Source organism: Vreelandella salicampi (genome assembly GCF_013415105.1).
GTDB classification, from domain to species: Bacteria; Pseudomonadota; Gammaproteobacteria; order Pseudomonadales; family Halomonadaceae; genus Vreelandella; species Vreelandella salicampi.
Genome location: NZ_JACCDF010000001.1, coordinates 535,333 through 561,092, shown reverse-complemented (window position 1 = coordinate 561,092; position 25,760 = coordinate 535,333). Strand labels below are relative to the sequence as shown.

Sequence of the window (25,760 nt, the reverse complement as noted above, 5' to 3'; positions counted from 1 at the left end):
TTTTACACCAGAAACTCATTAACCCAAGTATTTACCCAACCATCAATCCGGTTGTATATATCCTCAGCCCTAGCTGTTTTTATACGATGCGCCTTCTGTAATTCAGTTGAAGGATCCTGGCTGCGAATTACGTCCTCAACTGTTTTGAAACTCGTATATTGCTCAATTGCCTTTTTTTGGAAATCTGTAAGCGGTAATTCACTTAAAGGTTTCGCCATACATTCTCTGAATGTTGAGTAATCTACAAGAGGCTTACCACATTCATGGCAAAATTTCTGCTTCTCAGTTAGCCTCCTAGCCCCACAATTTGCACACGGTGGTAAGTCTAGGTTTAATTTTACGAGTTGATCCTCTTTAATTAGAGATTCAAAAGAGGGTCTAGCAGGATGCTTAGCCGAGCGGCCAGTCAAGATCTCTAGCAATTTTGTAGCGCTAAACCCTCTGCTCTTTGTTAGTACTCTTTCATCTAAGACAAATGCCATGTGAGGAATAAATCTACGGAGCCTACGGTCCGCCCCATGAGAAGTGCTATCTTCTTCATAAAGCAAACCAGCCTCTGTTAAAAATCGAATCATCCTTTCAGCTTTCTGAGGGATTCCAGTGATGCCAACAGTGATAATTTTTTCGAAGTTATCTCCTTTTTTATCAATATTTTGGTGATTTAATGATTTTAAATAATTAACAATATTTGTTAAAAACTCGTTTCCAAGCTCTATGACCCCCCTATACTGCTTGAGCTTATCAGCAATTGATAAATATTCTGCAGTTGTATATTGTTTTCTATCGTAAATTACTTTGTTGAATTTTTTCTGAGCTGTAGAAGAGCCTTGTTGCTGGTATTCACGAACCATCATTATATATGCTCTTGGTATACCAAAAGCAGCATACTTAAAAAGTTCCAATATTTCATTAGGAACATTTGGTTCACCCTCAAACCTGTTGCTGGTTAGAGAGGTCATGAATTCAATGTAATTTGGGTTTTCAACACTTAACCAAACATTTACTGGTTCAGCATCATGTCCAAGGTGAAAGCGTGGCCCATATTGCGTCGTTCCTGGATAAACCGATGCTTTAGGTGATATGAGCGAAGACTTTATACTTCTAAATACTTCAAAAAATTCAACCATGTATTCTGGAGTTAATGTCAATGCTGCGTCATCAAGCAACAAGATTGCTCGTTTACGTTCTTGGCGCTGTATAGAGCTTTCAATATAGTCTTTAGCTTTTTCAACTGAAAGTTTCTGTACAATGCTATAAAAATCGGAGTTGTACTGCTGTTTTTCTACAGCTTGTATAAATTCCTTTAAGCTGATGGCATCAATACCTTCATAGAGAACATTATCACCATAGTCCTCTATGCAAGATAGAATAATTTTTCCTAATGTCCATGCATGAAAGACACCAATAGCATTTGATGATTCGTTTAAGTATGTCTCAAGGCGAAGATAATGGTTAAAACTTACGTATACTGGTAAAGGCTTATTTGAATCCTCTTTGCAGGTTATGTACGCGAGTCTCATGTGGTGTGTTTTGCCGGTGCCTCGTGGGCCGATAAGTAACTTTGCACCAACTTGAAATAATTTCTTTTGTATATCCTCAAAAAACTTTCCCTTGGCGGTTTTTGTTTTAATATATTCTGGTGGCAGATAATCGGCACGCTCTTCGTATTCATGCGTATCCAGTTCAGCCATTAGTTCAAGTGTTTCTTGATTGTTGCTCACCCTTATCTCCTTTACAGAAAGGTACCTCCGTGCTAATTTATAAAATATTTTCAGGAGGTTAAGCTAGTGTCTCTAGAGCAATACTACACGGAAGAGAAGATAGGCGAAAGGTTAGCCACTATGCTTCCTTGCAGCGCTCCAGAGAATTGCATTGAGTTAAGTGCCGGAAAAGGTGCTCTTTTATCTCCAATAATAAAAAAATGGCCTAATATTTGCATATCTACTTGTGAGCTAGACGTAGCAAATAACGCATATTTGAAAAAGCATTTCCCAGGCGAACATCATAATGTTGATGTTGTATCTCGCTCCTTTGAATGTATTTATAAGGATGATCTAGCTAGTTATGATCTCGCCATTTGCAATCCTCCTTTTTCTTGGCGAACGAATCTTGATTACGAAAAAAAATTGCTAAAAGATTTTGGTCTTAGTTGGATGTGCGGGTGGTCAAAAATTAGAACTGAAGTTATATTTACTATCCAGAATCTCAAGCTAATTAAAAGTTCAGGTGTTCTTGCTTTAATCTTACCTGACCTTATTGTGTTTTCAGATTCTTTCTCAAAATTTAGAAAATACTTGTGTGCTGGTGGCTCTATTGTAGAGATTTCTGAGATTGAAGCTGGTTCGTTTAAAAGAACTGAGGCAAGAACATTCATTGTTGTAATGGTCAAGGGTGTTTTTGAAAATTATTTTTCGCTTACACGTAGTGATGGTGAAGTTTCTCATCATTCGCAAGATGAATTCTCCCGCTGGCCATCAAAGTTTATCAAGAGCGATTTTTTTTCGCTTGCAGAGTCTATTTTCAGTTTAAAGAGAGGAGTGCATTCTGGTAAAGAGTTAAGGGAGAGTGATATTCCCTATTACCATACCTCTGGATTTTCTCATAACAAGAATGAAGAAAGCTTCATATTTTCTTTGGAGGGAAAACTTGTTAATTCATCTCGCACGATAATTGGTTCTACGGGCGATGTCTTGATTAGCAGAGTTGGAACCCGAGCCATAGGTAAAGCAGAAGTTGTTGAGAAAGGTCGATATGTAATAAGCGACTGCGTTTTTCGTCTGTCTGTTCCGGATTACATCGACCCATTCGAAATTAAGGACTTTTGGCACGCCAGTGCTACTGAAATATTTTCGAGTGCCAGAGGGACTTGTGCTAAGTATCTAACAAAATCTGATGTTCTCAATCATCTTGCACGTTATTTAGAGATTAAGCATGAAGATAATATTGGCAGCATGAATATTGCACTTGCATAGTTGTGAAAGTTCTTTGTTATTTACATTAGTAACATAGGGATAATTTCCTTCAATATTAAATATTTTCAGTCATTTATGTTCTTTTTAAAATCGGGCCAACTAAATGTATCTTTCTAGCGATGCTAATATATTAATATTTATTATTAATAATTTTTAGTTAATAAAGAATAGTGAAGCCTAGCTTTTTAGCCAAACTCATAGGTCCAGATTGAAAAATCTCAGAGACGGTAACTCAATGGCTTATTCCAGTTCAGGCGACTCGCACTTTAGTTGAGCCACTACGCCTTATCGAATATTTTCATTTGGTTGCCGGTTGGTTCTCATGTGGCTGCCAACAGAATGAAGACCATGTAAGTAGCCTACACCTAGAGAGATGTTAACTCCCTGATAATATTTAGTTTCCACATTGGAGACACGATTTCAAAGTTTATTTTTTGTACTCATTATCTCTTGGTCGGAGGTTCAAGTTTAACTGGCCTCACCAGCTGCAAGCTAGTGAGAAGCAAGCTCGTTGAAAAAAGCTGGGTTGTCCTGGATCGTAGCCAGTACCTTAGCCGCCAGTCCCGTAGGGTTACGGCGCTTGGTTTCCCAACTTTTGATTGTGTCCACACTGGTTCCCATAGCTTCAGCAAACTCCGCCTGAGAAACATGAAGATTGGCCCGGATAGCACTCACATCGGTCACTTCATGGCGTGTGATGCGGCTGGCCTGCGCTTTGCCTTGTTTGATCTCAACGGCTTCCTGCAGCGATGTTTGCAGTTCGTCAAAAATGCTCATTTGGTAACCTCCCCCTTGAGTTGGTGGGTCAGTGTTTTCAGTGTGGCCTTTTCAGCGGGCGTTAAACTGTCTTTCACGCTCTTGGGGTAGGCCAGTATCAGATAGATTCTCTCTGCCGTTGCCAAAAAGTAAATAACCCGAGCGCCGCCGCTTTTACCTTGGTTGCCCAACGACATGCGTATTTTGCGCAGACCTCCCGTGCCGGTGATTTTCAACCCAGTTGTCCAAATGGCTGCGCTTAAGCAGCCTGTTTATTACGCTCGATTTCGTGCACTTTCCCTGGGTTGAGCGACACTGAACCAGTGACCTCCCAGTTTCGGGTGCTGCCCGACCAGCGTTTCGGATATCGACGCTTAGCGCTTTCATAAACCGCTTTACGGCGTTCAAGGCGTTTTCGATCAACACCACGATGTCGGTCAGCTGGCGTGACATATTGGATGCCACTGTGAAGGTGCTGCTCGTTGTAAGCCTGCTCGAACGCCAACATCCATTCTCGTACCGCGCTCAGCGATGCAAAGCCCTTGCTGGGCCACGCCGGGCAGTATTTGACGGTGCGGAACAGCGATTCCGAGTAAGGGTTGTCATTGCTCACTCTTGGCCGACTGTAAGACATCAGCATGCCCAGCTCTGTTAACCTCGCTTTGAGCGTATAGGACGTCATTGGTGCCCCGTTGTCTGAGTGCAGTACCGGCGGCTGATGCCAGCAGCTTTCTCGCAGCAAGGCGCGTTCCAGTAGCTGCTTAGCCAGCTCGCCCGATTCGGTGTCGTGAACTTCCCAGGCAATGATTTTGCGGCTGTAGATATCCATGATCAGGTAGAGATACCAGTGCTGGCCTCGTACAACGGAGGCGCAGAAGCTGATGTCCCAACTCCAGACCTGGTTTGGCCCGGTTGCCGTAAAACTGGTCGGCGCGGGCACTGGACGGCGTGGTTTCATACGGCCGCGATGGTGCTGCTGGTGATGCTTTTTCAAAACCCGATAAAACGACGCTTCGGAGGCCAGATAGACGCCTTTGTCTGCCAGTAAGGGCACGATTTGAGACGGCGGCAAGCTCTGATACTCGGGACGATGACAAACCTTCAAAATGGCCTGCTCTTCCTCATACGTCAGCTGATGTGGCTGCCTGCCTTGCACCGCCTGTGGACGCTGATCCTCAACAACAGCGCCACACTCAGATCGCCAGCGTTTCAGCGTGCGTTCGCTGACGTCGATAATAACGGCCGCTTGATAGCGGGAGGCACCACCCGCCACCGCTTCGTCAAATAGCGCGATGAGCCTTGCACGTTCGTCGAGAGGCGTTAGTCGTCCTCGCCGCTGTCGGGGTCTTCGCTGTACAAGGCTTCGAGCTTTTTTGAGAGCACCAGTAACGATGTCGTCTCTGCCAATACCTTGTCTTTGCGACGCACTTCTGCTTTGAGCTGTTTGATGGTCTTACGGTCTTCTTTACGCTGTTTTTGCGCCGCTTTTTCCTGATCTTCTTGCCGGCCAGCGCCTTCGAGGCAAGCCGCTTTCCACTGCTGAATTTGCTCGGGATAAAGGCCTTTTTCGCGGCAGTAAGCGCCAAGCTCTGTTTCTGACATCGTCGCGGTTTCGATGACCACGGCTAGCTTGGCGTCAGGTGACCATTCGTTGTCGCCTTGGGTGTAACCCGGCACAGGCACTCCTTTTTCTCGACACTGTTTTAACCAACTATACAGCGTCGCGTCAGAGATGCCTTCTTCCGTTGCAACCGATACCACACTGCGGTTGAGGGGTGGCAACAACTTCTTCAGGACAGCTGCTTTACGCTCTGCAGAATAACGTGGCACAAGGACTCCATGCCGCTCCCTCTGGGGTAGATTTAGGCGATATCGCCAACCGGACAACTAGGCTGACAGAGGGGGGTGCCCTGAATCAGGTCACCTTTGTCGGGTTGAGCAATCAGGGTGCGCTGCAGCTCCTTTAATTCGTCGTCTGTCGCAATGGCCTGGATCTGTCGGGTGAATGTTGGGGTTTCGATAAATTCAATCGCATGACTCACGTGGGGGAACATCCTTTAGCCAATGCGTAATTTAGTGTACATAGTACATTTTGAGTTATCAAGTATCGACCCTATACTCTGCTGTAGCTGGCAGCAATTTGGTTGCCAACTGGTCGCCGCGTGGTTGTTATTTGGCTGCTAACAAGGTGAAAACCATGTGAGTAATGTAAACCATGGAATATCTTAACTCATTGAAAAACCTTTGTTTCCGCATTGCAGGCGCGATCCAAAAGTTTGTTTGGTTGCACTCATAATCCCTTGGTATTCGGTGCATTGTGAATAGCCAAAGTCTGGCTGCGATTTACTGAAACGTCCCCGTTTCGAGAGCATGCCAGGAAAAGTAGTTCTCATGTTGAAAAAGCCCTCGATTGATAGTCACCCCCCTAGCTGCTGTCGACTGTCTGCCGAGGGCTCCGAGGCCATGTGGTCGCATTTTGGTCGCAGACTGGGTGCAACCAACGTGCTGTGTGTAAAAGATGTAAAGCGGTAATATACTGATTTTAAAGCAAAGCCTTGTGCAAGCGCGGCCCTGATATGTTGATTGTGCGGATTCAAAATCCGCCGCTGTAAAAGGCGTGGGAGTTCGAGTCTCCCCACCGGCACCAACGTATTAATCAAAAAAGGGCTTAGCGTTCATCGCTAGGCCCTTTTTGTTATGCGCGCGATATGGCTTCCCCGTTTATCAATGGAATGCCCAGGTGCCACGTTGGCGTTGATATATGGTGGTATTTGGATAACCATCAAAGCGACTCGCCATTATTCACCAAGGAGATGCTATGCGCGTCACTCGCGATGTTGGGGTATTGCACGCTATTGGTAAGCGGGTCGTGCGCAAAATGGAGCGTGACCAAATTACGATGCTCTCGGCGGGGGTCGCGTTTTATGCGCTGTTGGCGTTGTTTCCTGCAATTGCGGCGGTGATTTCTCTCTGGGGTCTTTTGTTTGATCCTTTTGACGCGAGCCAGCAGCTGCGCGAGCTCAGTCGGATTCTGCCGCCTAGCGCCTCGGAGCTGGTGAGTCAGCAAACGAAGAACGTGGCGGAAAACGCTGCACAAGCCGGAGGCATTACGGCCTTGGTGGGGGTGGCGGTGGCGGTTTTCGTAGCATCCAAAGGTGTGCGCGGGCTGATCGTGGGGCTCAATATTGTATATGGAGAAAAGGACCAACGCAGCCGTGTGTTACGCGGTTTTGTGGTAATGGCGCTGACGTTTGGGCTGGTGGTGATGACACTTCTTACTCTGGGATTTATTGCGCTAGTGCCCTTTGTGGTCGATGTGTTGCAGATTGCATCGCCCCTCGATCAGCTGATTGACTGGCTGCGTTGGCCGGCGTTATTGGTGGTCATGAGTTTGGTGATTGCGCTGTTGTATCGCTTTGGCCCTTACCGTAAGTCAGCGCATTGGGAGTGGGTCAATGTTGGCACGCTAGTGGCAACGTTTCTGTGGTTACTTGGCTCCGGCGGGTTATCGCTTTACGTGCGCTATTTTTCGCACTTTAGCGAGCTTTATGGTTCGTTAGGTGCTGTGGTCATGTTGATGCTGTGGTTTTGGCTATCGGCATTTGTGGTGCTACTAGGCGCTGAGATCAACGCGGAAAGAGCGCGCCAAGCCAGAGAAACGAATACTTAAAGAGGCCAATACGTAGGGCGATCCGTGTCGGTAACCAAGGCTAACGTGGCCGTGGTGGCCACGGCCTCTATCAGATATTGTTTTACTTTTTTTAGAACATTTCCCTGTTTTAGAACGTTTCCCACTCCGTATCTTGTTCTTTAGCACGGGACAAACGAGGCTGATCGGCTTTTCTATCCGAAGATACTGCCGGTGCCGGCAAGTTACCACCGCCACTGAGACGGAACGATTGCACTAGCGTACTCAACCTTTCGGCTTCCTCGCGCAACGAAGCGGCAGAGCTCTGAGTCGTGTCGACCAAGGAAACGTTTTGCTGGGTGGCGGAATCCATTTGATTGACCGCTGTGCTGACCTGTTCGATACCCGATTCTTGTTCTTTGAGCGCTGATGAGATTTCATTCATCAGCCCAGAAACCTGGCTGACGGCTTCTAGGGCTTCTTCAATGCCTTCTCCACTGCGGATGGCTTGCGCAGAGCCTTCGGAAATTCGCTGGGTAATATCTTCGATGAGGGTGCGAATTTGCTGTGATGAGTCGGTCGTGCGGACGGATAGCTTGCGGACTTCCTGAGCGACAACGGCAAAACCTCGGCCATGCTCCCCGGCACGCGCGGCTTCCACCGATGCGTTGAGGGCGAGGATATTCGTTTGGAAAGCAATGCTGTCGATGACTTCTACGATCTCGGTAACTTGACGTGAGCTAGCCTTGAGTTCATTCATCAATTCTACGGTGCGTCTCACTTCCTGATTACCGGCTGCAGCTTTGCTAGCGGCCTGTTCCGAAAGTTGGTCAGCGGAGGTGGCCGATTCGCTATTCTGGCGTACGATAGAAGACATCTCTTCCATACTTGACGCTGTCTGCTGCAGGGCGGCGGCCTGTTGCTCGGTTCGCGAAGCCAAGTCCTCACTACCGCTAGCAATGTCGCGCGAAGCGGAGCGTACACTTTGGGCACTTTGGCTTACGGCGCTAAAACTGCGATCCATCCGGGCGATGAAGGCATCAAATTCAGAGGCCAGCTCACCAATTTCGTCCTTGCGACGGCTCTGGATGCGCGCCGTCAAATCACCTTCCCCTTCAGTGATGTCACGAATACGTTTGCTAACATCACGTAGCGCGCGTGACATGAGGTTGGGGCCTATAAAGGCAATGGCCAAGGCGATAATCAGGACCAGGCCCACAAAGCCGAAAACCCAACGCGTTTTTACACGAATACTGGCCAGTGTATCCGCTTCTAGCGTCTCGCCACGCACGCCGGCATTTTGTCCGGCAATATCATAGAGCTCGCGCAATTCACCGAACGCTGTTTGCGATTCCCCCACCAACTGCGCGCGTGCTGATTCGATATCACGAGCGCGATGGTAGTCGAAAACCTGCTGAGACGCGGCTTTCCAAGCGTCGAAGCGTGCCTCGAAGCTTTCCAGCCCTACCATGACTTCAGGATACTCAGACAGTTTTTGCATGAAGTTCTGCATGCGCGCATGCGCTTGATCAGCGTTTTCTTGGTAGTCGGCAAAATCTGATTCGGCTGCTTCGCTTCCTGGCGGGTGTTCAAGCACAGTAAGTTCTGCCACGCGCGCTTGATAAAGATCTCGGTCTGCATTGAGTACAGCGGTGATAGCCGGGCTGAAGGCAGTTCTGAACGCCATCATGCTCTGACGTACGTTATTAAGCAGCAAGGTTTCGGCAACGACGACGATAATTAAGGCCGCCGCGACACCAATGAAGGCAAGCGTGTATTTGACATTGATAAGTTGTAATTTTTGTAGCATATCAAGCAGTCTCATAAGTCATTATACAAAGCATTAGACTATCTCATGCCTAAGCTGGCTCATAGGATCAAAAGAATCATGGCAACGTCATACTTTTAAACGCTACGCTGTGCTACGAGCCACGTATCAAAACAGGGCTTGGACAGGCCTCGACTTCGATCTCAAAAAAAGAAGTCGTCGCTCAGATTAATACGTAGGGCTGTCCGTGTCGGTAATGCCAAGGCTAATAATAAATACTATAAGGAGGCATGATGCAAAATCGCACGGTGCCGTTGAGCCAAGCGCTAATCGATGAAGAAAGTGCACGTGCACACCTGCTGCAGTCGGAAAAGCTTGCATCTATCGGCCAGTTAGCGGCAGGGGTAGCGCATGAGATTAATAACCCGGTGGGCTATGTTTTCTCTAATCTTTCGACTTTAGCGGGTTATGTGCAGGAGTTGATCAAGCTGATCGATGCGATCGACAGTGCGGCAAGCCTTGATGACCTCAAGCAGTTCAAACAGTCGACCGACTACGCGTATATCCGCAGTGATGTTCAGGACCTGATTGGCGAATCTGAAGAGGGCATCGAGCGTGTTAAGTCGATTATTACCGCATTGAAAGATTTTTCGCATATCGAAGAGGATGCGTTCACTTACGCTGATATTCATCGCGGCATCGAGACCACGCTGAATTTGGTCAACAACGAAATCAAATATAAAGCTGACGTAGTGAAAGCGTTTGCCGAATTGCCAAAGGTGGAGTGTTTGCCGTCGCAGATTAACCAAGTGGTGCTCAATCTGTTAACCAATGCGGCTCACGCGATGGGCCCCCGCGGCACGATATACCTACGCACCGGGTATGAGGGGGAACACGTGTGGTTTGAGGTAGAAGACACGGGTAAAGGCATCGCTGCGGAGCAATTGCCGCACTTGTTCGAGCCTTTTTACACCACCAAACCCGTGGGAGAGGGTACGGGTCTCGGGCTTTCGCTTTCTTACAGTATCGTCGTCAAGCATAGCGGCGACATTCAGGTATTCAGCGAGCCAGGCGCAGGAAGCCGTTTTCGTGTTTGGTTACCGGTTCACCAGTGCGTACGGCCTCAGGAGGTAAGCGAATGAGTCAGCCTGCCAGCGTATTGATCGTTGACGATGAGCCCAATGTCTTGCGTGCTCTGCGGCGCGTACTACGAAGTGAGACGTACCAAGTACTGACGGCGAGTAGCGGTGAAGAGGCGCTGGAGATACTGGCCGAGGAGCCCGCCAACGTCGTGGTGTCGGACAACAAAATGCCCGGCATGGACGGCGCTGAGCTCTTGAGCCGCATACAAGCCAGCTACCCTGACTGCATTCGTATTTTGCTCACCGGTCAGCACGATTTAGACGCGGTGACGCGGGCCATTAACGATGGCCATATCTATCACTACATCGCCAAACCGTGGAACGATGACGATTTGCGCTTTATCTTGCGCAAGGCGGTTGCCTTCTTTGAGAGCGAGCATGAGCGCCAACGCCTAGAAGCGCTGACCCAAACGCAAAATGAGGAGCTCAAGCGCTTTAACAGCGAGTTGGAAGCGCGGGTGGACGCCCGCACGGCTGAGCTTACCCAGGTGGCGAGCCAGCTCGATAGCGCCCATGAAGCACTCAAACACAGCTACGTGACGACGACGCGGGTATTTTCATCGCTAATCAATATGCGCTTACCCGAGCGGCATCAAACCAACAGTCAAATTACGCAAGTCATCAAGGCGTTTTTGCAGGCACATCCGGTAGATGAAGGGTTACGCCGTGACCTGCTGATGGCCGCATCGCTGTATAACCTGGGAAAGTTGAGCTGGGACGATCAATTGCTTGGTCTTGCGTCGGAAAAAATGTTTGGCGAAGAGCGCGACCGCTATCGGAAATACCCCGAAATGGCGGGAGAGCTTTTGATGGCGCTGGAACCCTTGCATGGGGCAGCAAAACTGATCCGCTACCATCAAGAGCGCTGGAATGGCAGTGGCTTCCCTAACCACCTCAAAGAGGAGGCGATCCCCTGGGGGGCGCGCCTGCTGCGCTTATGCGTCGATTTTATTGAGCTACAACGCGGATTGATGCTGGATCGCCACGTTAGCCGTGATAATGCCCTTAAGTTGTTAGAGAAACTCGCTGGCCGGGTTTACGACCCGGAACTAAGCCGCGAACTGGTGGCATTTTTGCAAGAGCACGCCCCGGATATGGGCATTAGCGATGCTTCCGTGATGGCGCTTAGCACCGACAAGCTGGAGCCGGGCATGATCCTGGTGCGTGATTTACACTCAAAAGCCGGGCACTTGCTGCTTAATGAAGGCCGCGAGTTGACCGAAGGGCTGATTGATAAGCTCATAAGCTTTGAGGGCACCGAATCGATCCGCTACACCCTGTTAGTGCGCCTGCCCGATGAAGAGGCGCTTATTGAGGACGAATCAGAAACGTAAAACCTTCCCCGTCCAAGTCCCTCACCGCTACAAGCACCCTTCCCGCCGCTAGCTCCTTATTAGCGGTGGGAAAGGTGTGTCGGGTGGAGAGGAGTAATGCTATAAAAGCTCTTCGGCAGCCAGCGCCAACCGCGAGCGCTCAACGCTTTTCAAGGTGATATGGCCGGCGTGGGGCCAGTCGCAAAAGCGCTCTACCACGGCCGCCATGCCGCAGGTATTGGCGGTGAGGTAGGGCGTATCAATCTGGCCGACGTTGCCCAGGCACACAATTTTGGTATTACGACCGGCACGGCTGATCAGTGCTTTGAGCTGTTTAGGGGTGAAGTTTTGCGCCTCATCGATGATTAAGAACGTATCGTTCAACGTGCGCCCGCGCATAAAGCTGGGGGCTCTAATTTGCACACGCGAGCCAATCAACTGCCGAGTGGCGCCGCTATCCCAACTCGATTCGCCCTCCTCGTTGCGCAACAGGTTGTCCATGTTGTCGTGAAACGCGCCCATCCACGGCGACATCTTCTCTTCTTCGGTGCCGGGGAGAAAGCCAATGTCCTCGCCCATAGGGATCGGTGCGCGGGTAAACACCACGCGCTCGAAGAGCTTGGCGTCAAGGGTTTGTTGGAATGCTGCTGCTAGCGTCATAAAGGTTTTACCGGTGCCCGCGTTACCGGCGATGGTCACAAGATCGATGTCTGGGTCCATTAGCATATTGAGGGTGAAATTCTGTCGGCTGTCGTGGGCGTGAACGCCCCAAACACCGTCGTTGTGGCGGTAATTAGTCAAAAGCTGCAAGCGTGCCGATGAGGGCGCGATTTCGCGGACGATGGCTTCAAATTCGGCACCATTTTCGCTGTCCGAAACGAGCATCCCGACGTGCCATTCGCGTGGTATATTGCCTTTGAGTTGATAAAAGGTGTGGTGCTCGACACGCTCGACAATGACCTCGACGTTAAGCGACTCCCAAAGCGAAGTGCCGCGCTGGTCGGTGCCAGCGTAAACCTGGGCGCCTTCGATCATAGCCTCGCTGTCGTCGAAAGCACGGTCGCTGAAATAGTCCTCCACCGGCACTTTTAGCGCGGCGGCTTTGACGCGCAAGTTGATATCTTTGCTGATCAAAATGACCGACGCGTCGGGGCGCTCTGCGCGCAGCCGACAGGTTTCCGCGAGTAAGCGGTTATCGGGGCTAGTCTCCAAATTATCGAGCGGTTTTAGATCGTCGTAACAGAGAAAACGTAGCCGACCGGAATGGCCGCTGGCGCGGGGTATGGGAATACCGCGTTGAATATCGTCAAAGGTCGCGTGTTGGGTAAGATCCGAGAGGGTGCGGCTAACTTGTCGAGCGGTTCGGGCAATTTCGCGAATGCCGTTTTTGTGTTTATCCAACTCCTCCAAAACGGTCATGGGGATTACCACATCGTGCTCGTCGAAGTGATAAAGCGCCATGGGGTCGTGGATTAAAACGTTGGTGTCTAGCACGTAAAGCCGTGTGGCTTTCTTTTCGAGTCGAACCATCGTTGGAAGTACTCCTTGGTAGACGGCAACGTCGACACTGGCAGGCACGTTTTACAACGATGTGACAGACAAAAAACGTGACGGATGCAGTGTCGCTCCCCGGCGAACTCACTTGACTCCTTTTTTGCCTGTATTAGAAATTAGCATGGCGTGCTTTACATCATTTCGCCAGGTTTGTTGTTCAACGTAATATGTCACCCCTATCAATGGCGACAAAGTGAGTAAGCGATGACACCCGCGGTTGAACAGGCCAAAAAGGCCGGGATTGCTTTTCATCTACATACGTATTCTCACGACGCCTCCGCTGAGTCTTACGGGTTGGAGGCGGCAGAGAAACTGGATGTTGCCGCCGAGCAGGTGTTTAAAACCCTGATCGTTAAGCTTGATGGCAAGCAGCTGGCGGTAGGTATTGTGCCGGTCACCTGCCAGCTGGGGCTAAAACAAATCGCCAAGGCGGCGGGGGCGAAAAAAGCGGCGATGGCCACGCCCGCCGAGGTTGAGCGCGCTACCGGCTACGTACTGGGCGGCGTGAGCCCATTAGGTCAGAAAAAGCGCTTGCTAACAGTAGTAGATGACACCGCCCAACCCCACGCCAAAATATACGTCAGCGCCGGGCGCCGTGGGCTAGAGATTGAACTGGCCCCAAGCGATCTTGTCGCACTAACGCAAGGCCACTTAGCCGCGATTGCCGTGTAATCGCCGCGCAGGCTAAGCGGCTTTCTGGTAGTCTGCGCGGTTAAAGGCGCGCTGCGCCGTTTTTGTTTTGCTGGGCGTCTCCGCCCCTTCAGGAATTCTCTGTGTCCGACACTTCTTTTGCATCGCTTGCGCTGCCTCACGCGCTTGCGACGAACCTAGACTCTCTTGGCTATCACGCGATGACCCCGGTACAGGCACAAAGTTTGCCGCCGATGCTGGCCGGGCGCGATGTGCTGGCGCAGGCGAAAACCGGATCGGGTAAAACGGCCGCGTTCGGATTGGCACTGCTGGCGGGGCTGCGCGTTGAGGCCTTCGACGTGCAAGGTTTGGTACTATGCCCTACACGGGAGTTGGCCGACCAAGTGGCCGAGGAGCTGCGCCGTTTGGCCCGCGGTATGCCCAATGTGAAGGTATTAACGCTGTGCGGCGGCGCGCCCTTTGGGCCGCAGCTGGGCTCTTTGGAGCACGGCGCGCATATCGTCGTGGGAACGCCGGGGCGTATCGAAGAGCACCTGCGCAAAGGCTCGCTTGCCCTAAGCGTGCTGACAACGCTGGTGCTCGATGAAGCTGACCGGATGCTCGATATGGGCTTTCAGGCCTCTATCGATGCAATCATCGCCGACACGCCCGCCAAGCGCCAGACGCTTCTGTTTAGCGCAACGTTTCCTGAAGAGCAGGTATCCGGTGGTTTGGCGGCGATGACCCGCGGCGTGATGCGCGATCCGGTGACGGTAAAAGTGGCCGAGGCTCACGATGCCACTACCATTGATCAACACTTCTATACCGTGGCCAATGAGGACGCACGCTTTGCCGCGCTTAAAACGCTGCTGCTAGCCAAGCGGCCGACAAGTAGCGTGGTGTTTTGCAACACCAAGCGCGAAACCCAAGCGGTCGCCGACGGGCTAAACGACGCAGGCTTTAGCGCCTTAGCGCTGAACGGCGATTTAGAGCAAAAAGACCGCGACCGCGTGTTAATCCTGTTTGCCAACCAAAGCGCATCCATTTTGGTCGCGACCGACGTCGCCGCAAGGGGCTTGGATATCGCCGAGTTGGATGCGGTGTTCAATTACCAGATTGCCCGCGAGCTTGAGGTTCACGTGCACCGCGTGGGTCGCACCGGCCGGGCCGGGGCAAGCGGTGTTGCCTGTACATTGGTGACGCCTCAAGACACCTACCGGCTGGAGCGTTTAGCCGATGTTCTGGGTGAGCCGCTGACCACCGAGGCGCTACCCAAGGCCTCGAATAGCGCGCCGTTTGAACCTCCCATGGCCACGTTGCAACTCGCGGGCGGTAAAAAAGATAAGCTGCGCCCGGGGGATATCCTCGGTGCGCTGACCGGTGAGGGCGGCTTGCGCGGCGACCAGGTGGGTAAAATCAAAGTGCTGGCCCGTAGCGCCTATGTGGCGGTGGAGCGCAGCGCGATTCAACCGGCTCAAGCCAAGCTTGAGCGCGATAAATTAAAAGGGCGAGCCTTCAAGGTTCGTCGTGTCCGTTATTAAGTGTGTGCGATGAAAATACCCAAACGATTACAGCCTTTAGTCGACGATGGCATGATCGACGAAGTGCTCATGCAGTTGATGAGCGGCAAAGAAGCGCAGGTGTACGTGGTGCGCTGCGGCGAAGACGTACGCTGTGCCAAAGTGTTTAAAGAAGCCAAGCAGCGCAGCTTTAAGCAGGCCGTGCAATATCAGGAAGGGCGCAAAGAGCGTAACACCCGCCGTGCCCGGGCCATGGCAAAGAAGACCCGCTACGGCCAAAAAGAGCAGGAGCAGGCGTGGCTAACAGCGGAAGTCGATGCGCTTTATCAGTTGGCCGGGGCGAATGTGCGGGTGCCTAAGCCATTCGGCTTTGTCGACGGTGTGCTGCTGATGGAGATGATCACCGGTGCCGAAGGCGAAGTGGCTCCGCGTTTAGACGAGGTGACGTTGTCCCATGAGCAAGCGCTACGCTATCACGCCAAAGTGATTCAAGACGTGGTGAGAATGCTCTGCGCCGGTTTGATTCACGGCGATTTATCCGAGTTTAATGTGCTGGTCGACGCCGAAGGTCCGGTGATTATCGATTTGCCTCAGGCCGTGAATGCCGCGGGTAATAACAGCGCTGAGGCGATGCTTGAGCGCGATGTGAACAACATGCGCGCTTATTTCGGTCGCTTTGCGCCTGAGCTTTTGAAGACCCATTACGGTAAAGAGATGTGGGCGCTTTATGAAGCGGGCGAACTGCACCCGGATAGCCAACTGACCGGCGACTTTGACTTTGACACCCATATCGCCAATGTCGATGAACTGATGGAAGTGATCGACGATGCCAAAGAAGAAGAGGACGAGCGTCAGGCTCGGATGCGCGACGATGATGACGACGACATCCCCTACGGGTGATGATTCCCTGTGCGTTTTATCCCCTAAGGAGCCGTTATGCTGACGCGCTGGCTTCAGCCTTTATTTCGCTACTTTGAATCGCGTATCGGCCCCTATCCCGAAGGCGATGTGGCCACACCGCCCAAGGGTCTTTTCCCCTTTATCTGGCACTTTTCGCGCCCGGTTTGGCCGTGGCTGTTGGTGATGTCGCTGCTCACCGCGCTGGTTTCTGCCGCTGAAGTGGTGTTTTTTCGCTATATGGGCGAACAGGTGGACTGGCTGGGTAACGTCGAGCGGGCCAACTTTTGGGCGGAGCACGGCGCTTGGCTGATGGGCGTTGGTGCGGCGGTATTGGTGGGGCTGCCGCTGTTGGTGCTCGTTCAGTCGCTGGTGACCCACCAGAGTATTTTCGGCAACTACCCGATGATTGGCCGCTGGCTGTCGCACCGCCACATGCTCAGCCAGAGTTTGGCGTTTTATCAGGACGAGTTTGCCGGGCGCGTCTCGCAAAAGGTGATGCAAACGGCGCTCGCCATCCGCGAAACGGTCACCAAGGTAATGGATTTGATGGTGTACGCCATCGTCTATTTTACCGGTGCCGCCTTTTTGCTGGCCCAAGCCGACCCCTGGCTGACGCTGCCGCTGGCCATCTGGCTGGTGGGGTATTTGGGCATCATGCGCTTTTTTGTCCCCCGGCTTAGGGATGTCTCCATGGCCCAGGCGGATGCGCGTGCGCAGATGACCGGGCGCGTGGTAGATAGCTACAGCAATATTCAGACGATTAAACTCTTTGCCGATACCCGTCGCGAGCTTGATTACGCCAAAGGCGCTATGCAGGGCTTTATGGCTACTGTGCACCGTCAGATGCGCCTGGTGACGGTGCTGAGTGTCTGCTTGACGCTGTTAAATACGCTGCTGTTGGTGGGCATGGCCGCGATGGCCATCACTACTTGGTACGTTGACACGATCTCGCTAGGGGTACTGGCGATTGCCATCGCCTTGGTGATGCGGGTGCGCTTTATGTCCGACTGGATCCTCTGGGAGGTCGCCGGGCTGTTCGAGAACATCGGCACCGTACAGGACGGCATGAATACCATTGCCCAAGCGCCTACCGTGAGTGATGCGCCCAACGCCCGAGCCCTAAGCGTGCCGCGTGGTGAGATTCACTTCGAGGCACTACGCTTTGGCTATCCGCAGGCGGTGGGCGAGTATAAAACCGTCTTCGATGGGCTCGATTTGACCATCGCGCCGAACGAGAAGGTCGGGTTGATTGGCCGCTCCGGCGCGGGAAAATCCACGCTCGCCAACTTGCTGCTGCGCTTTTATGACATTCAGGGCGGGCGCATCACCATCGACGGGCAAAACATTGCCGAGGTGAGCCAAACGTCGCTGCGTCACCAAATTGGCATGGTGACCCAAGATACCTCGCTATTGCACCGCTCGCTTCGCGACAACATCCGCTACGGCAGCCCTGACGCCAGCGACGAAGATGTCTGGAACGCCGTGCGCCGCGCCCACGCCGATACCTTCATTAATGATCTGGTCGACACAAAAGGACGGCGCGGCCTGGATGCCCACGTGGGCGAACGCGGCGTGAAGCTCTCCGGCGGCCAACGCCAGCGTATCGCGATTGCCCGCGTGCTGCTCAAAAACGCCCCGATTCTGGTGCTGGATGAAGCTACATCGGCGCTAGACTCCGAAGTAGAGGCCGCCATTCAGGAGCAGCTAGAAACGTTGATGGAAGGCAAAACGGTCATCGCCATTGCGCACCGGCTCTCTACCATCGCCATGCTGGATCGGCTTATTGTGGTGGACGAAGGGCGCATTGTGGAGAGCGGTACTCACCAAGCGCTATTGGCGAAGGGTGGCATTTACGCTCGCCTGTGGCAGCGCCAGTCGGGTGGTTTTATCGGTCTTGACGTCACCGCTGATCGCCCCAACGTTTAGGGGTAAGCAATAATCCAGTATACAAGCGACACTTCCGATTAGGAGACAGCGATGCAAGCGATTCAACTGAAAGCACCGGGTGGGCTCGACAACCTCAATGTGGTGGAGCTAGACGCCCCTGGTGAACCGGGGCCGGGTGAAGTTCGCGTGCGCCTTCACGCCAGCTCGCTTAATTTCCACGACTATGCCGTGGTCGCAGGAATGATTCCCACCGACGATGGCCGCATTCCCATGTCCGATGGCGCGGGCGTTGTCGACGCTGTGGGTGAGGGCGTAAGCGAATTCGCCGTGGGCGATCACGTGGTGTCCACCTTCTTCCCCGGTTGGCAGGAAGGCCCTGCGCGAGTGGGCGACTTTCGCACCACGCCGGGTGATGGCGTTGAGGGCTACGCCCGCGAGCAAGTTGTTGCACCGGTGACGGCTTTTACCCATCAGCCGCAGGGCTACAGCCACGCTGAATCCGCCACGTTGACCACCGCAGGGCTGACCGCCTGGCGTGCGCTGGTGGTTGACGGCGGCCTGAAAGCCGGCGACACCGTGCTGGTGCTGGGCACCGGGGGCGTGTCTATTTTCGCCCTGCAGTTTGCCAAGATGATGGGCGCTCGCGTGATCGCCACGTCGTCTTCTGATGCCAAACTCGAGCGGCTAAAAGAGATGGGCGCTGAGCACGTGATCAACTACAAAACCACGCCCGCCTGGGGGAAAGAGGTCAAAGCGCTGACCGGCGGCGAAGGTGTGGACCATGTGATTGAAGTCGGTGGCTCCGGTACGCTGCCGCAGTCGATTGATGCGGTCAAAATTGGCGGTCATATCGCCTTGATTGGCATTCTTACCGGCCGCGAAGGCGAGATTCCCACCGCGAAGCTGATGGCCAAGCAGGCGAAACTACAGGGCCTAATTGTCGGTAGCCGCCGCGACCAGATCGAGATGGTGCGGGCCATCGACGCCAATGGCCTGCATCCGACTATCGACCGGGAATTTGCCTTGAGCGAAATTGCCGATGCTTTCCGCCATCAGGAATCCGGCAAGCACTTCGGTAAAATCTGCCTGACGTTTTAATACGGTAGGCGAGTGCTTTAGATGATTGACTGAAACCGGGCGGCCATTTTGACCAAATGGCCGCTCTTATATTCTTGCGAGTAGGAGGATCTCGATTCAGCGCGAAACGCAGGTGCTGGAACGCGCCTAATCTCTCTCCGGCAGCTCGCCGCTGTGGTAGACGTTTTGCACGTCGTCGAGGTCGTTGAGCATATCCAAGAGCTTCTCGAAGGCGGCAACGTCGTCGCCTTCCACCTGTGTGGTGGTTTGGGGGAGAAATTGGATCTCGTCTGCTTCAAAGTCGATCTCACCAAAGGTATCCCACAACGCCTGCTTGGCCTTGGCGTAATCGGTGTGCGGGGCAAATACCGTGATGTGGCCGTCTTCGTGCTCGATGTCGGTGACATCTACGTCCGCTTCCATCAGCGCTTCAAGCACGGCTTCTTCGTCATCACCGGCGAAGGCAAAAATCGCGCAGTGGTCGAACATATGGCTGACGCTACCAGGGGTGCCGATCTTGCTTTTGGTTTTGGTAAAACAACCGCGCACGTCGCCAAAAGTACGGTTAGGGTTATCGGTTAAGCACTCGACGATCACCATCGCGTTGCCGGGGCCAAAGCCTTCGTAACGGGCGATAGAGAAATCTTCGCCACCCGCGCCGCTGGCTTTATCCAGGGCTTTGTCGATCACGTGCGAGGGCACCTGATCTTTCTTGGCGCGCTCAATTAAACCGCGCAGCGCCAGGTTGCCGTTAGGGTCGGTGCCGCCGGATTTGGCGCAGACGTAAATTTCGCGCCCATATTTGCTGTAAACCTTGGTTTTGGCATCGGCCGTTTTGGCCATGGATTCTTTACGGTTCTGGAAAGCCCTACCCATCGTACACTCCTGTGTTGGTGGCATCGTGAGCGACGATTTTACTCGACAAGCCTGCTGCCTAACAGCGTTATTGCGCCGCGAGCGGGCCGCTCGTTGGGTTACACTAGTGAGGTTGTTGATTAACGCTCAAGGAGGAACTCCATGCCGTTTTCGCTATGGCTATCGTTAGCCGCTATTTGTGCCATGGGCGCGATGTCGCCAGGGCCGAGCTTGGCGCTGGTGCTGCGCCATACGCTTGGGGGAGGGCGCCTACCTGGGGTGACGGCGAGCCTTTTTCATGCATTGGGCGTGGGGTTTTATGCGCTACTTACCGTGCTGGGGTTGGGTGCGTTAATGGCGCGTTTTCCGCTGCTGTTTCAGCTGGTGACCTGGGGTGGGGCGGCCTATCTCGCTTGGCTCGGCATTAAAGCATTGCGGGCGGGAAGAGCCGGGTCGATTCAAGCAAACGCTGTGCTCACTACTAGCCCTCAGGCGGCGCGGGAAGGCGTACTGGTGGCGCTTAGTAATCCTAAGTTGATTCTGTTTTTCGTCGCGCTGTTGAGCCAATTTGTCTCGCCGGAAATGAGTGTGGCGGCAAAGGCGATTATCGTATTGACGGCCATGATTATCGATGGCGTTTGGTACGTGCTGGTGGCGCTTTTGCTCTCGCACTCGCGTGTGTTGCCGTGGTTGCAACAACGCGCTCACTGGATCAATCGCGCGACCGGGGTGATGCTCATCGGGTTAGCGTTAAGAGTCGTGCTAGGGCCACTGGCCTAGCAAAATGGGGCTTACCAAGACTGGTGTGGATTTTGTTGGCGTGGCAAAGTAAGTCGTATGTATTTGTTGCTATAACGGGGCTGCCATGAACATCTACGATTACGACTGTTATACCCACGATGGGCAGCCGTTTAACCTGGGCGCACTTCAAGGCCAAGTGCTTTTAGTGGTCAATGTCGCGAGTCAGTGCGGCTTTACCCCGCAGCTAAAAGAGCTGGAAGCGCTCTATCAACGCTACCGCGATCGTGGCTTTACGGTGCTGGGGTTTCCCTGTAATCAATTTGGTCGCCAAACGCCAGAGAATGCGGAGGCCTTTTCCGTGTTTGCCCAGCGCGAGTTTAGCGTCGAGTTTCCCCTGATGGAAAAAGTGAAGGTTAACGGCCGTGATGCTCATCCGCTCTTTGTTCAGATCAAGCGTGAAGCACCGGGCGTGATGGGAACGAAAGCGGTCAAGTGGAACTTCACCAAATTTCTTGTCGGGCGAGATGGCCATGCCATCGCGCGCTTTGGGCCTAAAGAGCATGGTGTGGCGCTAAAAATCGAATTGGAACGTGCGCTCGATACCGAGTGATCGCTAGTTCAAAAAGGTTGCTCGCCACGGGCGACGAGCACGCGCTGCATTAACTCGTGCCATCGGTGGCGTACCATCATCGTCGTCAGGCCAGAGAACAGCGCCCAGCCTTTACGCCGCCAGCCGGTTAAGCGCAAGTTGTGGCTGACCAACTGCTTCATCAATTTGTAATCGTCATATCGGCGCCACTCGCTGGCAATTGAGAGTTGATGGCGCGACATAACCGGAGCAAGCTCTAAGCGAAACATCCACTCAAGTTCTTTCAGTGTCATCTCATGGCGCTGAATTTCCTCGACCATGGCGGCAAAGTCACGCTCGCTGGGCTCTCGGTCCAGCCATAACGGCGCCAGTGCCAACCATAAATCCCCGCGTTCATCGACCAACTGCTGTGCGTTCATACTTGTCACTCCGTGCCCATATTTTGCTCGTTATCCTGCCGCGAATGCCTAGCCATCTCAACCAGAAACGGCTTAGCCACCCCACAGGGGCGGACAGCGGCGGCGTTGGCGGCTAGAATACGGCCATTGTTTATTTTAGCGCTTAACGCCAACTCCCGATAACGAGGTTCGATGTGATTATTAAACCTAAAGTACGCGGTTTTATTTGTACCACTACCCACCCGAAAGGCTGTGAGCAGAACGTTCGCGAGCAGATCGAAGCGACGCGGGCACGGGGGCTGGATAAAAGCGCCGGGCCGAAAAAAGTGCTCGTCATTGGCGCCTCGAGCGGCTATGGCTTAGCGGCGCGTATTACCGCCGCGTTTGGTTATGGCGCCGATACCCTGGGGATCTTTTTTGAAAAGCCAGCTAGCGAGAAAAAGCCGGGCACCGCTGGCTGGTACAACAGCGCGGCGTTTGACAAGTTTGCCAAAGAAGAAGGGCTGTACAGCAAATCCATCAACGGTGATGCGTTTTCGCACGAAGCACGGGAAAAAGCCATTGAGCTGATTAAGCAGGACATGGGCGAAGTCGACCTGGTGGTTTATTCCCTGGCGTCGCCAGTACGCAAGCTGCCGGACAGCGGCGAGGTGAAGCGCTCAAGTCTCAAGCCCATCGGCGAGACCTACCGCGCGACTGCCATCGATACCAACAAAGACGCCATCACGGAAACCGAAGTCGAACCCGCGACCCAGCAGGAGATTGACGACACCATCGCAGTGATGGGCGGCGAAGACTGGGAGCTGTGGATGGACGCCCTGGATAAAGCGGGCGTGTTAGCCAAAGGCGCTCGCAGCGTGGCGTTTAGCTATATCGGCACCGAAATCACTTGGCCGATTTACTGGCACGGTGCGCTGGGCAAGGCCAAGGAAGATCTCGACCGTGCGGCTAACGAGATCGATAAGACGCTTAAAGAACACGGCGGTAGCGCCAACGTCGCGGTGCTTAAATCGGTCGTCACTCAGGCAAGTGCCGCAATCCCCGTGATGCCGCTGTACATCGCCATGGTGTACCGCATTATGAAGGAGAAGGGACTGCACGAAGGCACGATTGATCAGCTTAACCGCCTATTCGACGAGAAACTCTACGGTGATGATGCCAGCACCGACGACGTTGGCCGCGTGCGTTTGGACGATTGGGAGCTGCGCGATGACGTGCAGCAGGCGTGCAAAGATTTATGGCCGGCGGTCACCACCGACAACCTCTTCGACATTACCGACTATGCTGGGTATAAGCACGAGTTCTTGAAGCTGTTTGGCTTCGAGCGTGATGATGTCGATTACGATGCAGATGTGAACCCGGTCGTAGAGTTCGATGTCGTCCCGTTGTGAGTATGTCTTGTGCGACTCTTAACCCGACATCTGGAGGTACCGTATGGATACTAAGGAAAGCAAAACCCCAGAAGAAGAGAAAGAGCATGTCATGAACGAGCGGAAACCAGAAAACTATGAAGCCTCCAAGCCGGAGCTTCAGCCCGAGGCCCAAAAGCCAGCAGGGGGTATGCACAAATTATTGCCGGTTATCATCATTGTTCTCGGCATTTTAGTCGCCGCGCTGCTGTTATTTAACGTGGTCGACTAAGCTTCTTTGAACAACTAGGCCGGGTCATTGCCCGGCCTGTTTCGTCTCTTCACTTATCTTAACTTCCCTTCCCTTCCCTTACGTTTTTGGCTATGCCGCAATCGGGGTGACAACCGAATGAAGGCTTAGGTGAGGGTGTCCACAATACCGCCTTCCACTCGCAGTGCCGCACCGGTGGTGGCGCTAGCTTGTGGAGAGGCGGCGTACACGCTCATGTTGGCGACTTCTTCCGGTGTGGCCAACCGCTGGATGATGGACGACGGGCGGCCTTTCTGCACAAATTGGGCTTCGAACGCTTGCTGAGATACCCCTTCTTTTTCCGCCATGTCAGCCATCATGTTCAGCACGCCTTCCGAGCGCGTGGGCCCTGGCAAAATCGCATTGACGGTTACCTGAGTACCGCTAAGCACTTTGGCAAGCCCGCGAGAAACCGACAGAAGGGCTGATTTCGTCATACCGTAATGGACCATCTCGCTGGGAATATTGATACCCGACTCGCTGGAGATAAACTGAATGCGACCCCAATCGCGCTCGCGCATACCCTTGGCGTAATGGCGAGAAAGGCGCACCGCACTCATGATGTTCACGTCGAAAAACTGCTGCCAAGTAGCGTCATCAATTTCAAAAAAATCCTGCGGGCCAAAGATGCCCACGTTATTGACCAAAATATCGGTGTCGGGCTGCTGTTCAATCAGCGATTGGCAACCTTCTGCTGTCCCCAGGTCGGCGGCTACCCCTTCTGCTTTGGCGTTGGGGGCGTCTTTTTTGATCGCCGCGACGGCCTCATCGACCCGCTCTTGGGTGCGCCCAGTGATGACGACGTTGGCCCCTGCGTTGGCAAGCCCTTGGGCAATTGCAAAGCCAATGCCCGCCGTGGAGCCGGTGATGATGGCGTGCTTACCGCTTAGATCAATATGCATACGGTGTGCTCCTCTTGATGAATATCAGCGTCGCGCTAGGAAGCGCCATGTTAAGCCTATTAATGAGTATTGGGCGCTTAACGGATTCTTCAAGGCGAGAGTCGTCGTACACTCGTATAGCGCAACGGATAATTTTTCGCTCCATTGCTGAAAACGGTTAACCTAGTAAAATTCTTTATACTCTTTTCTTTCTTATACTTTCTTCTTTCTTATACCCAGTGGAGGTAGCGTACGATGAGCCACACCCCAAACCGTCAGGATTTTGATCACTACATGGCGCCCAACTACGCCCCTCAGCAGGTGATTCCAGTGCGCGGGGAGGGGAGCCGGCTATGGGACCAAGCGGGGCACGAATATATCGATTTCGCTGGCGGCATCGCGGTGAATTCGCTCGGTCACTGCCATCCGGTGCTGGTTGATGCGCTCAAAGAACAGGGCGAAACGTTGTGGCATCTCTCCAACGTATTCACCAACGAGCCGGCGCTGAAGCTTGCCAAAGCGCTGGTCGAGCGTACCTTCGCCGATAAGGTATTCCTCTGCTCCTCCGGTGGTGAGGCTAACGAGGCCGCGCTCAAGCTGGCGCGCCGCTGGGCGGTGGATAATCACGGTGAGCACAAAGATAAAATCATCTCGTTTTATCAGTCTTTTCACGGCCGCACCTTCTTTACCGTGAGCGTGGGCGGCCAACCCAAATACTCCCAAGGCTTTGGCCCGGTGCCGGGCGGTATTCTGCATGCCGAGTATAACGATTTGGAGAGCGTGCGGGCACTGGTGGGCGATGATACCTGCGCGATTATGGTCGAGCCGATGCAGGGTGAAGGCGGCATCGTGCCCGCCAAGCCCGAGTTTTTACAGGGCCTGCGTGACTTGTGTGACGAACACAACGCGCTGCTGATCTTTGACGAAGTACAAACCGGGGTGGGCCGCAGTGGCGAGCTCTACGCGTATAAGAACTACGGCATCACCCCAGATATTCTCACCAGCGCCAAATCGCTCGGCGGCGGCTTCCCGGTCGGTGCGATGCTCGCTATCGACGACGTGGCCAAGTCGCTGGTGGTGGGTACTCACGGCTCGACTTACGGCGGCAACGCGCTGGCCTCGGCGGTCGCGCTGGCGGCGGTGGAGTTTATCGACACCCCCGAGGTGCTAGAGGGCGTGAAAAAACGCCATGACCTGTTTCGCGAGCACTTAGACGCCATCAACCGCAAGCACGGCGTATTTAAAGACATCCGTGGGATGGGGCTTTTGATCGGCGCGCAGATGGCGGATGCCTACGAGGGCCGCGCCAAAGACATCCTGCCGCTGGCGATTGAAGAGGGGCTGATGGCGCTAATCGCTGGCCCAAACGTGCTGCGTATGGCACCGTCGCTGGTGATACCCGAAGCGGATATTCAAGCGGGCATGGAACGGCTTGATCGCGCGATTGCACGCCTGGTCGCCCAGGAGTGAAAAAAACCGAGATGAGGAGA

24 protein-coding genes are annotated in these 25,760 nt (G+C 53.2%); 14 read left to right on the top strand and 10 right to left on the bottom strand.

What is annotated here, in order from left to right:
- Positions 1 to 2 precede the first annotated feature (2 nt).
- Positions 3 to 1,721, bottom strand: coding sequence for a zinc ribbon domain-containing protein (locus tag HZS81_RS02695; RefSeq protein ID WP_179928984.1), 1,719 nt, complete (start codon positions 1,719 to 1,721; stop codon positions 3 to 5).
- A 66-nt stretch (positions 1,722 to 1,787) separates the two neighbouring features.
- On the opposite strand from HZS81_RS02695, the gene HZS81_RS02690 reads away from it, so the two are divergent.
- The gene (locus tag HZS81_RS02690) at positions 1,788 to 2,972 is read left to right on the top strand and encodes a methyltransferase (RefSeq protein ID WP_179928983.1); all 1,185 of its coding nucleotides are present in this window, start codon (positions 1,788 to 1,790) and stop codon (positions 2,970 to 2,972) included.
- Positions 2,973 to 3,464: 492 nt separating this feature from the next.
- On the opposite strand, the gene nadS is transcribed toward HZS81_RS02690, so the two are convergent.
- From nadS to HZS81_RS02670, 4 genes are all read right to left on the bottom strand, one after another.
- Entirely contained in the window at positions 3,465 to 3,749 is a 285-nt protein-coding gene (gene nadS, locus HZS81_RS02685; RefSeq protein WP_179928982.1) for a NadS family protein, read from the bottom strand.
- The gene (locus HZS81_RS02680) at positions 3,746 to 3,964 is read right to left on the bottom strand and encodes a type II toxin-antitoxin system RelE/ParE family toxin (protein WP_422141317.1); all 219 of its coding nucleotides are present in this window, start codon (positions 3,962 to 3,964) and stop codon (positions 3,746 to 3,748) included. The genes nadS and HZS81_RS02680 overlap by 4 nt, the downstream gene beginning before the upstream one ends.
- Before the next feature lie 23 nt (positions 3,965 to 3,987).
- A protein-coding gene (locus HZS81_RS02675) for an IS3 family transposase (protein ID WP_422141315.1) occupies positions 3,988 to 5,558 on the bottom strand; the annotation gives its coding sequence in 2 pieces (ribosomal slippage) (positions 3,988 to 5,105 and positions 5,105 to 5,558; 1,572 coding nt in all).
- Between the two features lie 32 nt (positions 5,559 to 5,590).
- Positions 5,591 to 5,770 (bottom strand): hypothetical protein, encoded by a 180-nt coding sequence (locus tag HZS81_RS02670; protein WP_206679525.1) that lies wholly within the window; start codon positions 5,768 to 5,770, stop codon positions 5,591 to 5,593.
- Positions 5,771 to 6,546: 776 nt separating this feature from the next.
- Between HZS81_RS02670 and HZS81_RS02665 the strand changes: the two genes are divergently transcribed.
- Positions 6,547 to 7,398, top strand: coding sequence for a YihY/virulence factor BrkB family protein (locus HZS81_RS02665; protein ID WP_179928981.1), 852 nt, complete (start codon positions 6,547 to 6,549; stop codon positions 7,396 to 7,398).
- Between the two features lie 109 nt (positions 7,399 to 7,507).
- Here HZS81_RS02665 and HZS81_RS02660 read toward each other — a convergent pair whose 3' ends face one another.
- The gene (locus HZS81_RS02660) at positions 7,508 to 9,166 is read right to left on the bottom strand and encodes a methyl-accepting chemotaxis protein (RefSeq protein WP_179928980.1); all 1,659 of its coding nucleotides are present in this window, start codon (positions 9,164 to 9,166) and stop codon (positions 7,508 to 7,510) included.
- Positions 9,167 to 9,414: 248 nt separating this feature from the next.
- Between HZS81_RS02660 and HZS81_RS02655 the strand changes: the two genes are divergently transcribed.
- Together HZS81_RS02655 and nosR are read left to right on the top strand one after the other, a co-directional pair.
- Positions 9,415 to 10,266 carry an ATP-binding protein gene (locus tag HZS81_RS02655; protein ID WP_179928979.1) on the top strand — a complete coding sequence of 284 codons (852 nt, stop codon included), beginning with the start codon at positions 9,415 to 9,417 and terminating at the stop codon, positions 10,264 to 10,266.
- Positions 10,263 to 11,600: a response regulator c-di-GMP phosphodiesterase, NosR family gene (gene nosR, locus HZS81_RS02650; protein ID WP_179928978.1), complete on the top strand. Its 1,338-nt coding sequence runs from the start codon at positions 10,263 to 10,265 to the stop codon at positions 11,598 to 11,600. Before HZS81_RS02655 ends, nosR begins: the two co-directional genes overlap by 4 nt.
- Before the next feature lie 99 nt (positions 11,601 to 11,699).
- Here nosR and HZS81_RS02645 read toward each other — a convergent pair whose 3' ends face one another.
- Positions 11,700 to 13,109 carry a PhoH family protein gene (locus tag HZS81_RS02645; RefSeq protein WP_179928977.1) on the bottom strand — a complete coding sequence of 470 codons (1,410 nt, stop codon included), beginning with the start codon at positions 13,107 to 13,109 and terminating at the stop codon, positions 11,700 to 11,702.
- A gap of 228 nt (positions 13,110 to 13,337) precedes the next feature.
- Here HZS81_RS02645 and ybaK point away from each other — a divergent pair, with 228 nt between their 5' ends.
- From ybaK to HZS81_RS02620, 5 genes are all read left to right on the top strand, one after another.
- Positions 13,338 to 13,805, top strand: a complete 468-nt coding sequence (gene ybaK, locus HZS81_RS02640) for a Cys-tRNA(Pro) deacylase (protein ID WP_179928976.1) — start codon at positions 13,338 to 13,340, stop codon at positions 13,803 to 13,805.
- Between the two features lie 101 nt (positions 13,806 to 13,906).
- Positions 13,907 to 15,304, top strand: coding sequence for an ATP-dependent RNA helicase DbpA (dbpA, locus tag HZS81_RS02635; protein WP_179928975.1), 1,398 nt, complete (start codon positions 13,907 to 13,909; stop codon positions 15,302 to 15,304).
- A 9-nt stretch (positions 15,305 to 15,313) separates the two neighbouring features.
- On the top strand, positions 15,314 to 16,183 hold the full coding sequence (locus HZS81_RS02630) for a PA4780 family RIO1-like protein kinase (protein WP_179928974.1): 870 nt from the start codon (positions 15,314 to 15,316) through the stop codon (positions 16,181 to 16,183).
- A 36-nt stretch (positions 16,184 to 16,219) separates the two neighbouring features.
- Entirely contained in the window at positions 16,220 to 18,109 is a 1,890-nt protein-coding gene (locus tag HZS81_RS02625) for an ABC transporter ATP-binding protein (RefSeq protein ID WP_179928973.1), read from the top strand.
- A gap of 51 nt (positions 18,110 to 18,160) precedes the next feature.
- Complete coding sequence (locus HZS81_RS02620) at positions 18,161 to 19,168, top strand: zinc-dependent alcohol dehydrogenase family protein (RefSeq protein WP_179928972.1); 1,008 nt, start codon at positions 18,161 to 18,163, stop codon at positions 19,166 to 19,168.
- Positions 19,169 to 19,294: 126 nt separating this feature from the next.
- Here HZS81_RS02620 and HZS81_RS02615 read toward each other — a convergent pair whose 3' ends face one another.
- Entirely contained in the window at positions 19,295 to 20,023 is a 729-nt protein-coding gene (locus HZS81_RS02615; protein WP_179928971.1) for a YebC/PmpR family DNA-binding transcriptional regulator, read from the bottom strand.
- 141 nt (positions 20,024 to 20,164) lie between these two features.
- Here HZS81_RS02615 and HZS81_RS02610 point away from each other — a divergent pair, with 141 nt between their 5' ends.
- Together HZS81_RS02610 and HZS81_RS02605 are read left to right on the top strand one after the other, a co-directional pair.
- Positions 20,165 to 20,782 (top strand): LysE family translocator, encoded by a 618-nt coding sequence (locus tag HZS81_RS02610; RefSeq protein ID WP_179928970.1) that lies wholly within the window; start codon positions 20,165 to 20,167, stop codon positions 20,780 to 20,782.
- 85 nt (positions 20,783 to 20,867) lie between these two features.
- Complete coding sequence (locus HZS81_RS02605; RefSeq protein ID WP_179928969.1) at positions 20,868 to 21,353, top strand: glutathione peroxidase; 486 nt, start codon at positions 20,868 to 20,870, stop codon at positions 21,351 to 21,353.
- An 8-nt stretch (positions 21,354 to 21,361) separates the two neighbouring features.
- On the opposite strand, the gene HZS81_RS02600 is transcribed toward HZS81_RS02605, so the two are convergent.
- Entirely contained in the window at positions 21,362 to 21,751 is a 390-nt protein-coding gene (locus HZS81_RS02600; RefSeq protein ID WP_179928968.1) for a DUF7079 family protein, read from the bottom strand.
- 173 nt (positions 21,752 to 21,924) lie between these two features.
- On the opposite strand from HZS81_RS02600, the gene fabV reads away from it, so the two are divergent.
- Complete coding sequence (gene fabV / locus HZS81_RS02595; RefSeq protein ID WP_179928967.1) at positions 21,925 to 23,121, top strand: enoyl-ACP reductase FabV; 1,197 nt, start codon at positions 21,925 to 21,927, stop codon at positions 23,119 to 23,121.
- A gap of 43 nt (positions 23,122 to 23,164) precedes the next feature.
- Positions 23,165 to 23,371, top strand: coding sequence for a hypothetical protein (locus HZS81_RS02590; RefSeq protein ID WP_179928966.1), 207 nt, complete (start codon positions 23,165 to 23,167; stop codon positions 23,369 to 23,371).
- A gap of 125 nt (positions 23,372 to 23,496) precedes the next feature.
- Here HZS81_RS02590 and HZS81_RS02585 read toward each other — a convergent pair whose 3' ends face one another.
- A complete protein-coding gene (locus tag HZS81_RS02585) occupies positions 23,497 to 24,291 on the bottom strand; it encodes an SDR family NAD(P)-dependent oxidoreductase (RefSeq protein WP_179928965.1) in 795 nt (264 codons plus the stop codon).
- Between the two features lie 234 nt (positions 24,292 to 24,525).
- On the opposite strand from HZS81_RS02585, the gene HZS81_RS02580 reads away from it, so the two are divergent.
- Positions 24,526 to 25,740 carry an aspartate aminotransferase family protein gene (locus HZS81_RS02580; RefSeq protein WP_179928964.1) on the top strand — a complete coding sequence of 405 codons (1,215 nt, stop codon included), beginning with the start codon at positions 24,526 to 24,528 and terminating at the stop codon, positions 25,738 to 25,740.
- Positions 25,741 to 25,760 lie beyond the last annotated feature (20 nt).

What these genes read in the sequence shown, in the direction of transcription:
- HZS81_RS02585 (WP_179928965.1), bottom strand. Translation starts at nt 24,291, where the DNA reads ATGCATATTGATCTAAGCGGTAAGCACGCCATCATCACCGGCTCCACG.
- HZS81_RS02660 (WP_179928980.1), bottom strand. Translation starts at nt 9,166, where the DNA reads ATGCTACAAAAATTACAACTTATCAATGTCAAATACACGCTTGCCTTC.
- HZS81_RS02605 (WP_179928969.1), top strand. Translation starts at nt 20,868, where the DNA reads ATGAACATCTACGATTACGACTGTTATACCCACGATGGGCAGCCGTTT.
- ybaK (WP_179928976.1), top strand. Translation starts at nt 13,338, where the DNA reads ATGACACCCGCGGTTGAACAGGCCAAAAAGGCCGGGATTGCTTTTCAT.
- nadS (WP_179928982.1), bottom strand. Translation starts at nt 3,749, where the DNA reads ATGAGCATTTTTGACGAACTGCAAACATCGCTGCAGGAAGCCGTTGAG.
- HZS81_RS02615 (WP_179928971.1), bottom strand. Translation starts at nt 20,023, where the DNA reads ATGGGTAGGGCTTTCCAGAACCGTAAAGAATCCATGGCCAAAACGGCC.
- nosR (WP_179928978.1), top strand. Translation starts at nt 10,263, where the DNA reads ATGAGTCAGCCTGCCAGCGTATTGATCGTTGACGATGAGCCCAATGTC.
- HZS81_RS02625 (WP_179928973.1), top strand. Translation starts at nt 16,220, where the DNA reads ATGCTGACGCGCTGGCTTCAGCCTTTATTTCGCTACTTTGAATCGCGT.
- HZS81_RS02580 (WP_179928964.1), top strand. Translation starts at nt 24,526, where the DNA reads ATGAGCCACACCCCAAACCGTCAGGATTTTGATCACTACATGGCGCCC.
- HZS81_RS02655 (WP_179928979.1), top strand. Translation starts at nt 9,415, where the DNA reads ATGATGCAAAATCGCACGGTGCCGTTGAGCCAAGCGCTAATCGATGAA.
- HZS81_RS02590 (WP_179928966.1), top strand. Translation starts at nt 23,165, where the DNA reads ATGGATACTAAGGAAAGCAAAACCCCAGAAGAAGAGAAAGAGCATGTC.
- HZS81_RS02630 (WP_179928974.1), top strand. Translation starts at nt 15,314, where the DNA reads ATGAAAATACCCAAACGATTACAGCCTTTAGTCGACGATGGCATGATC.
- HZS81_RS02665 (WP_179928981.1), top strand. Translation starts at nt 6,547, where the DNA reads ATGCGCGTCACTCGCGATGTTGGGGTATTGCACGCTATTGGTAAGCGG.
- HZS81_RS02645 (WP_179928977.1), bottom strand. Translation starts at nt 13,109, where the DNA reads ATGGTTCGACTCGAAAAGAAAGCCACACGGCTTTACGTGCTAGACACC.
- HZS81_RS02610 (WP_179928970.1), top strand. Translation starts at nt 20,165, where the DNA reads ATGCCGTTTTCGCTATGGCTATCGTTAGCCGCTATTTGTGCCATGGGC.
- HZS81_RS02600 (WP_179928968.1), bottom strand. Translation starts at nt 21,751, where the DNA reads ATGAACGCACAGCAGTTGGTCGATGAACGCGGGGATTTATGGTTGGCA.
- HZS81_RS02620 (WP_179928972.1), top strand. Translation starts at nt 18,161, where the DNA reads ATGCAAGCGATTCAACTGAAAGCACCGGGTGGGCTCGACAACCTCAAT.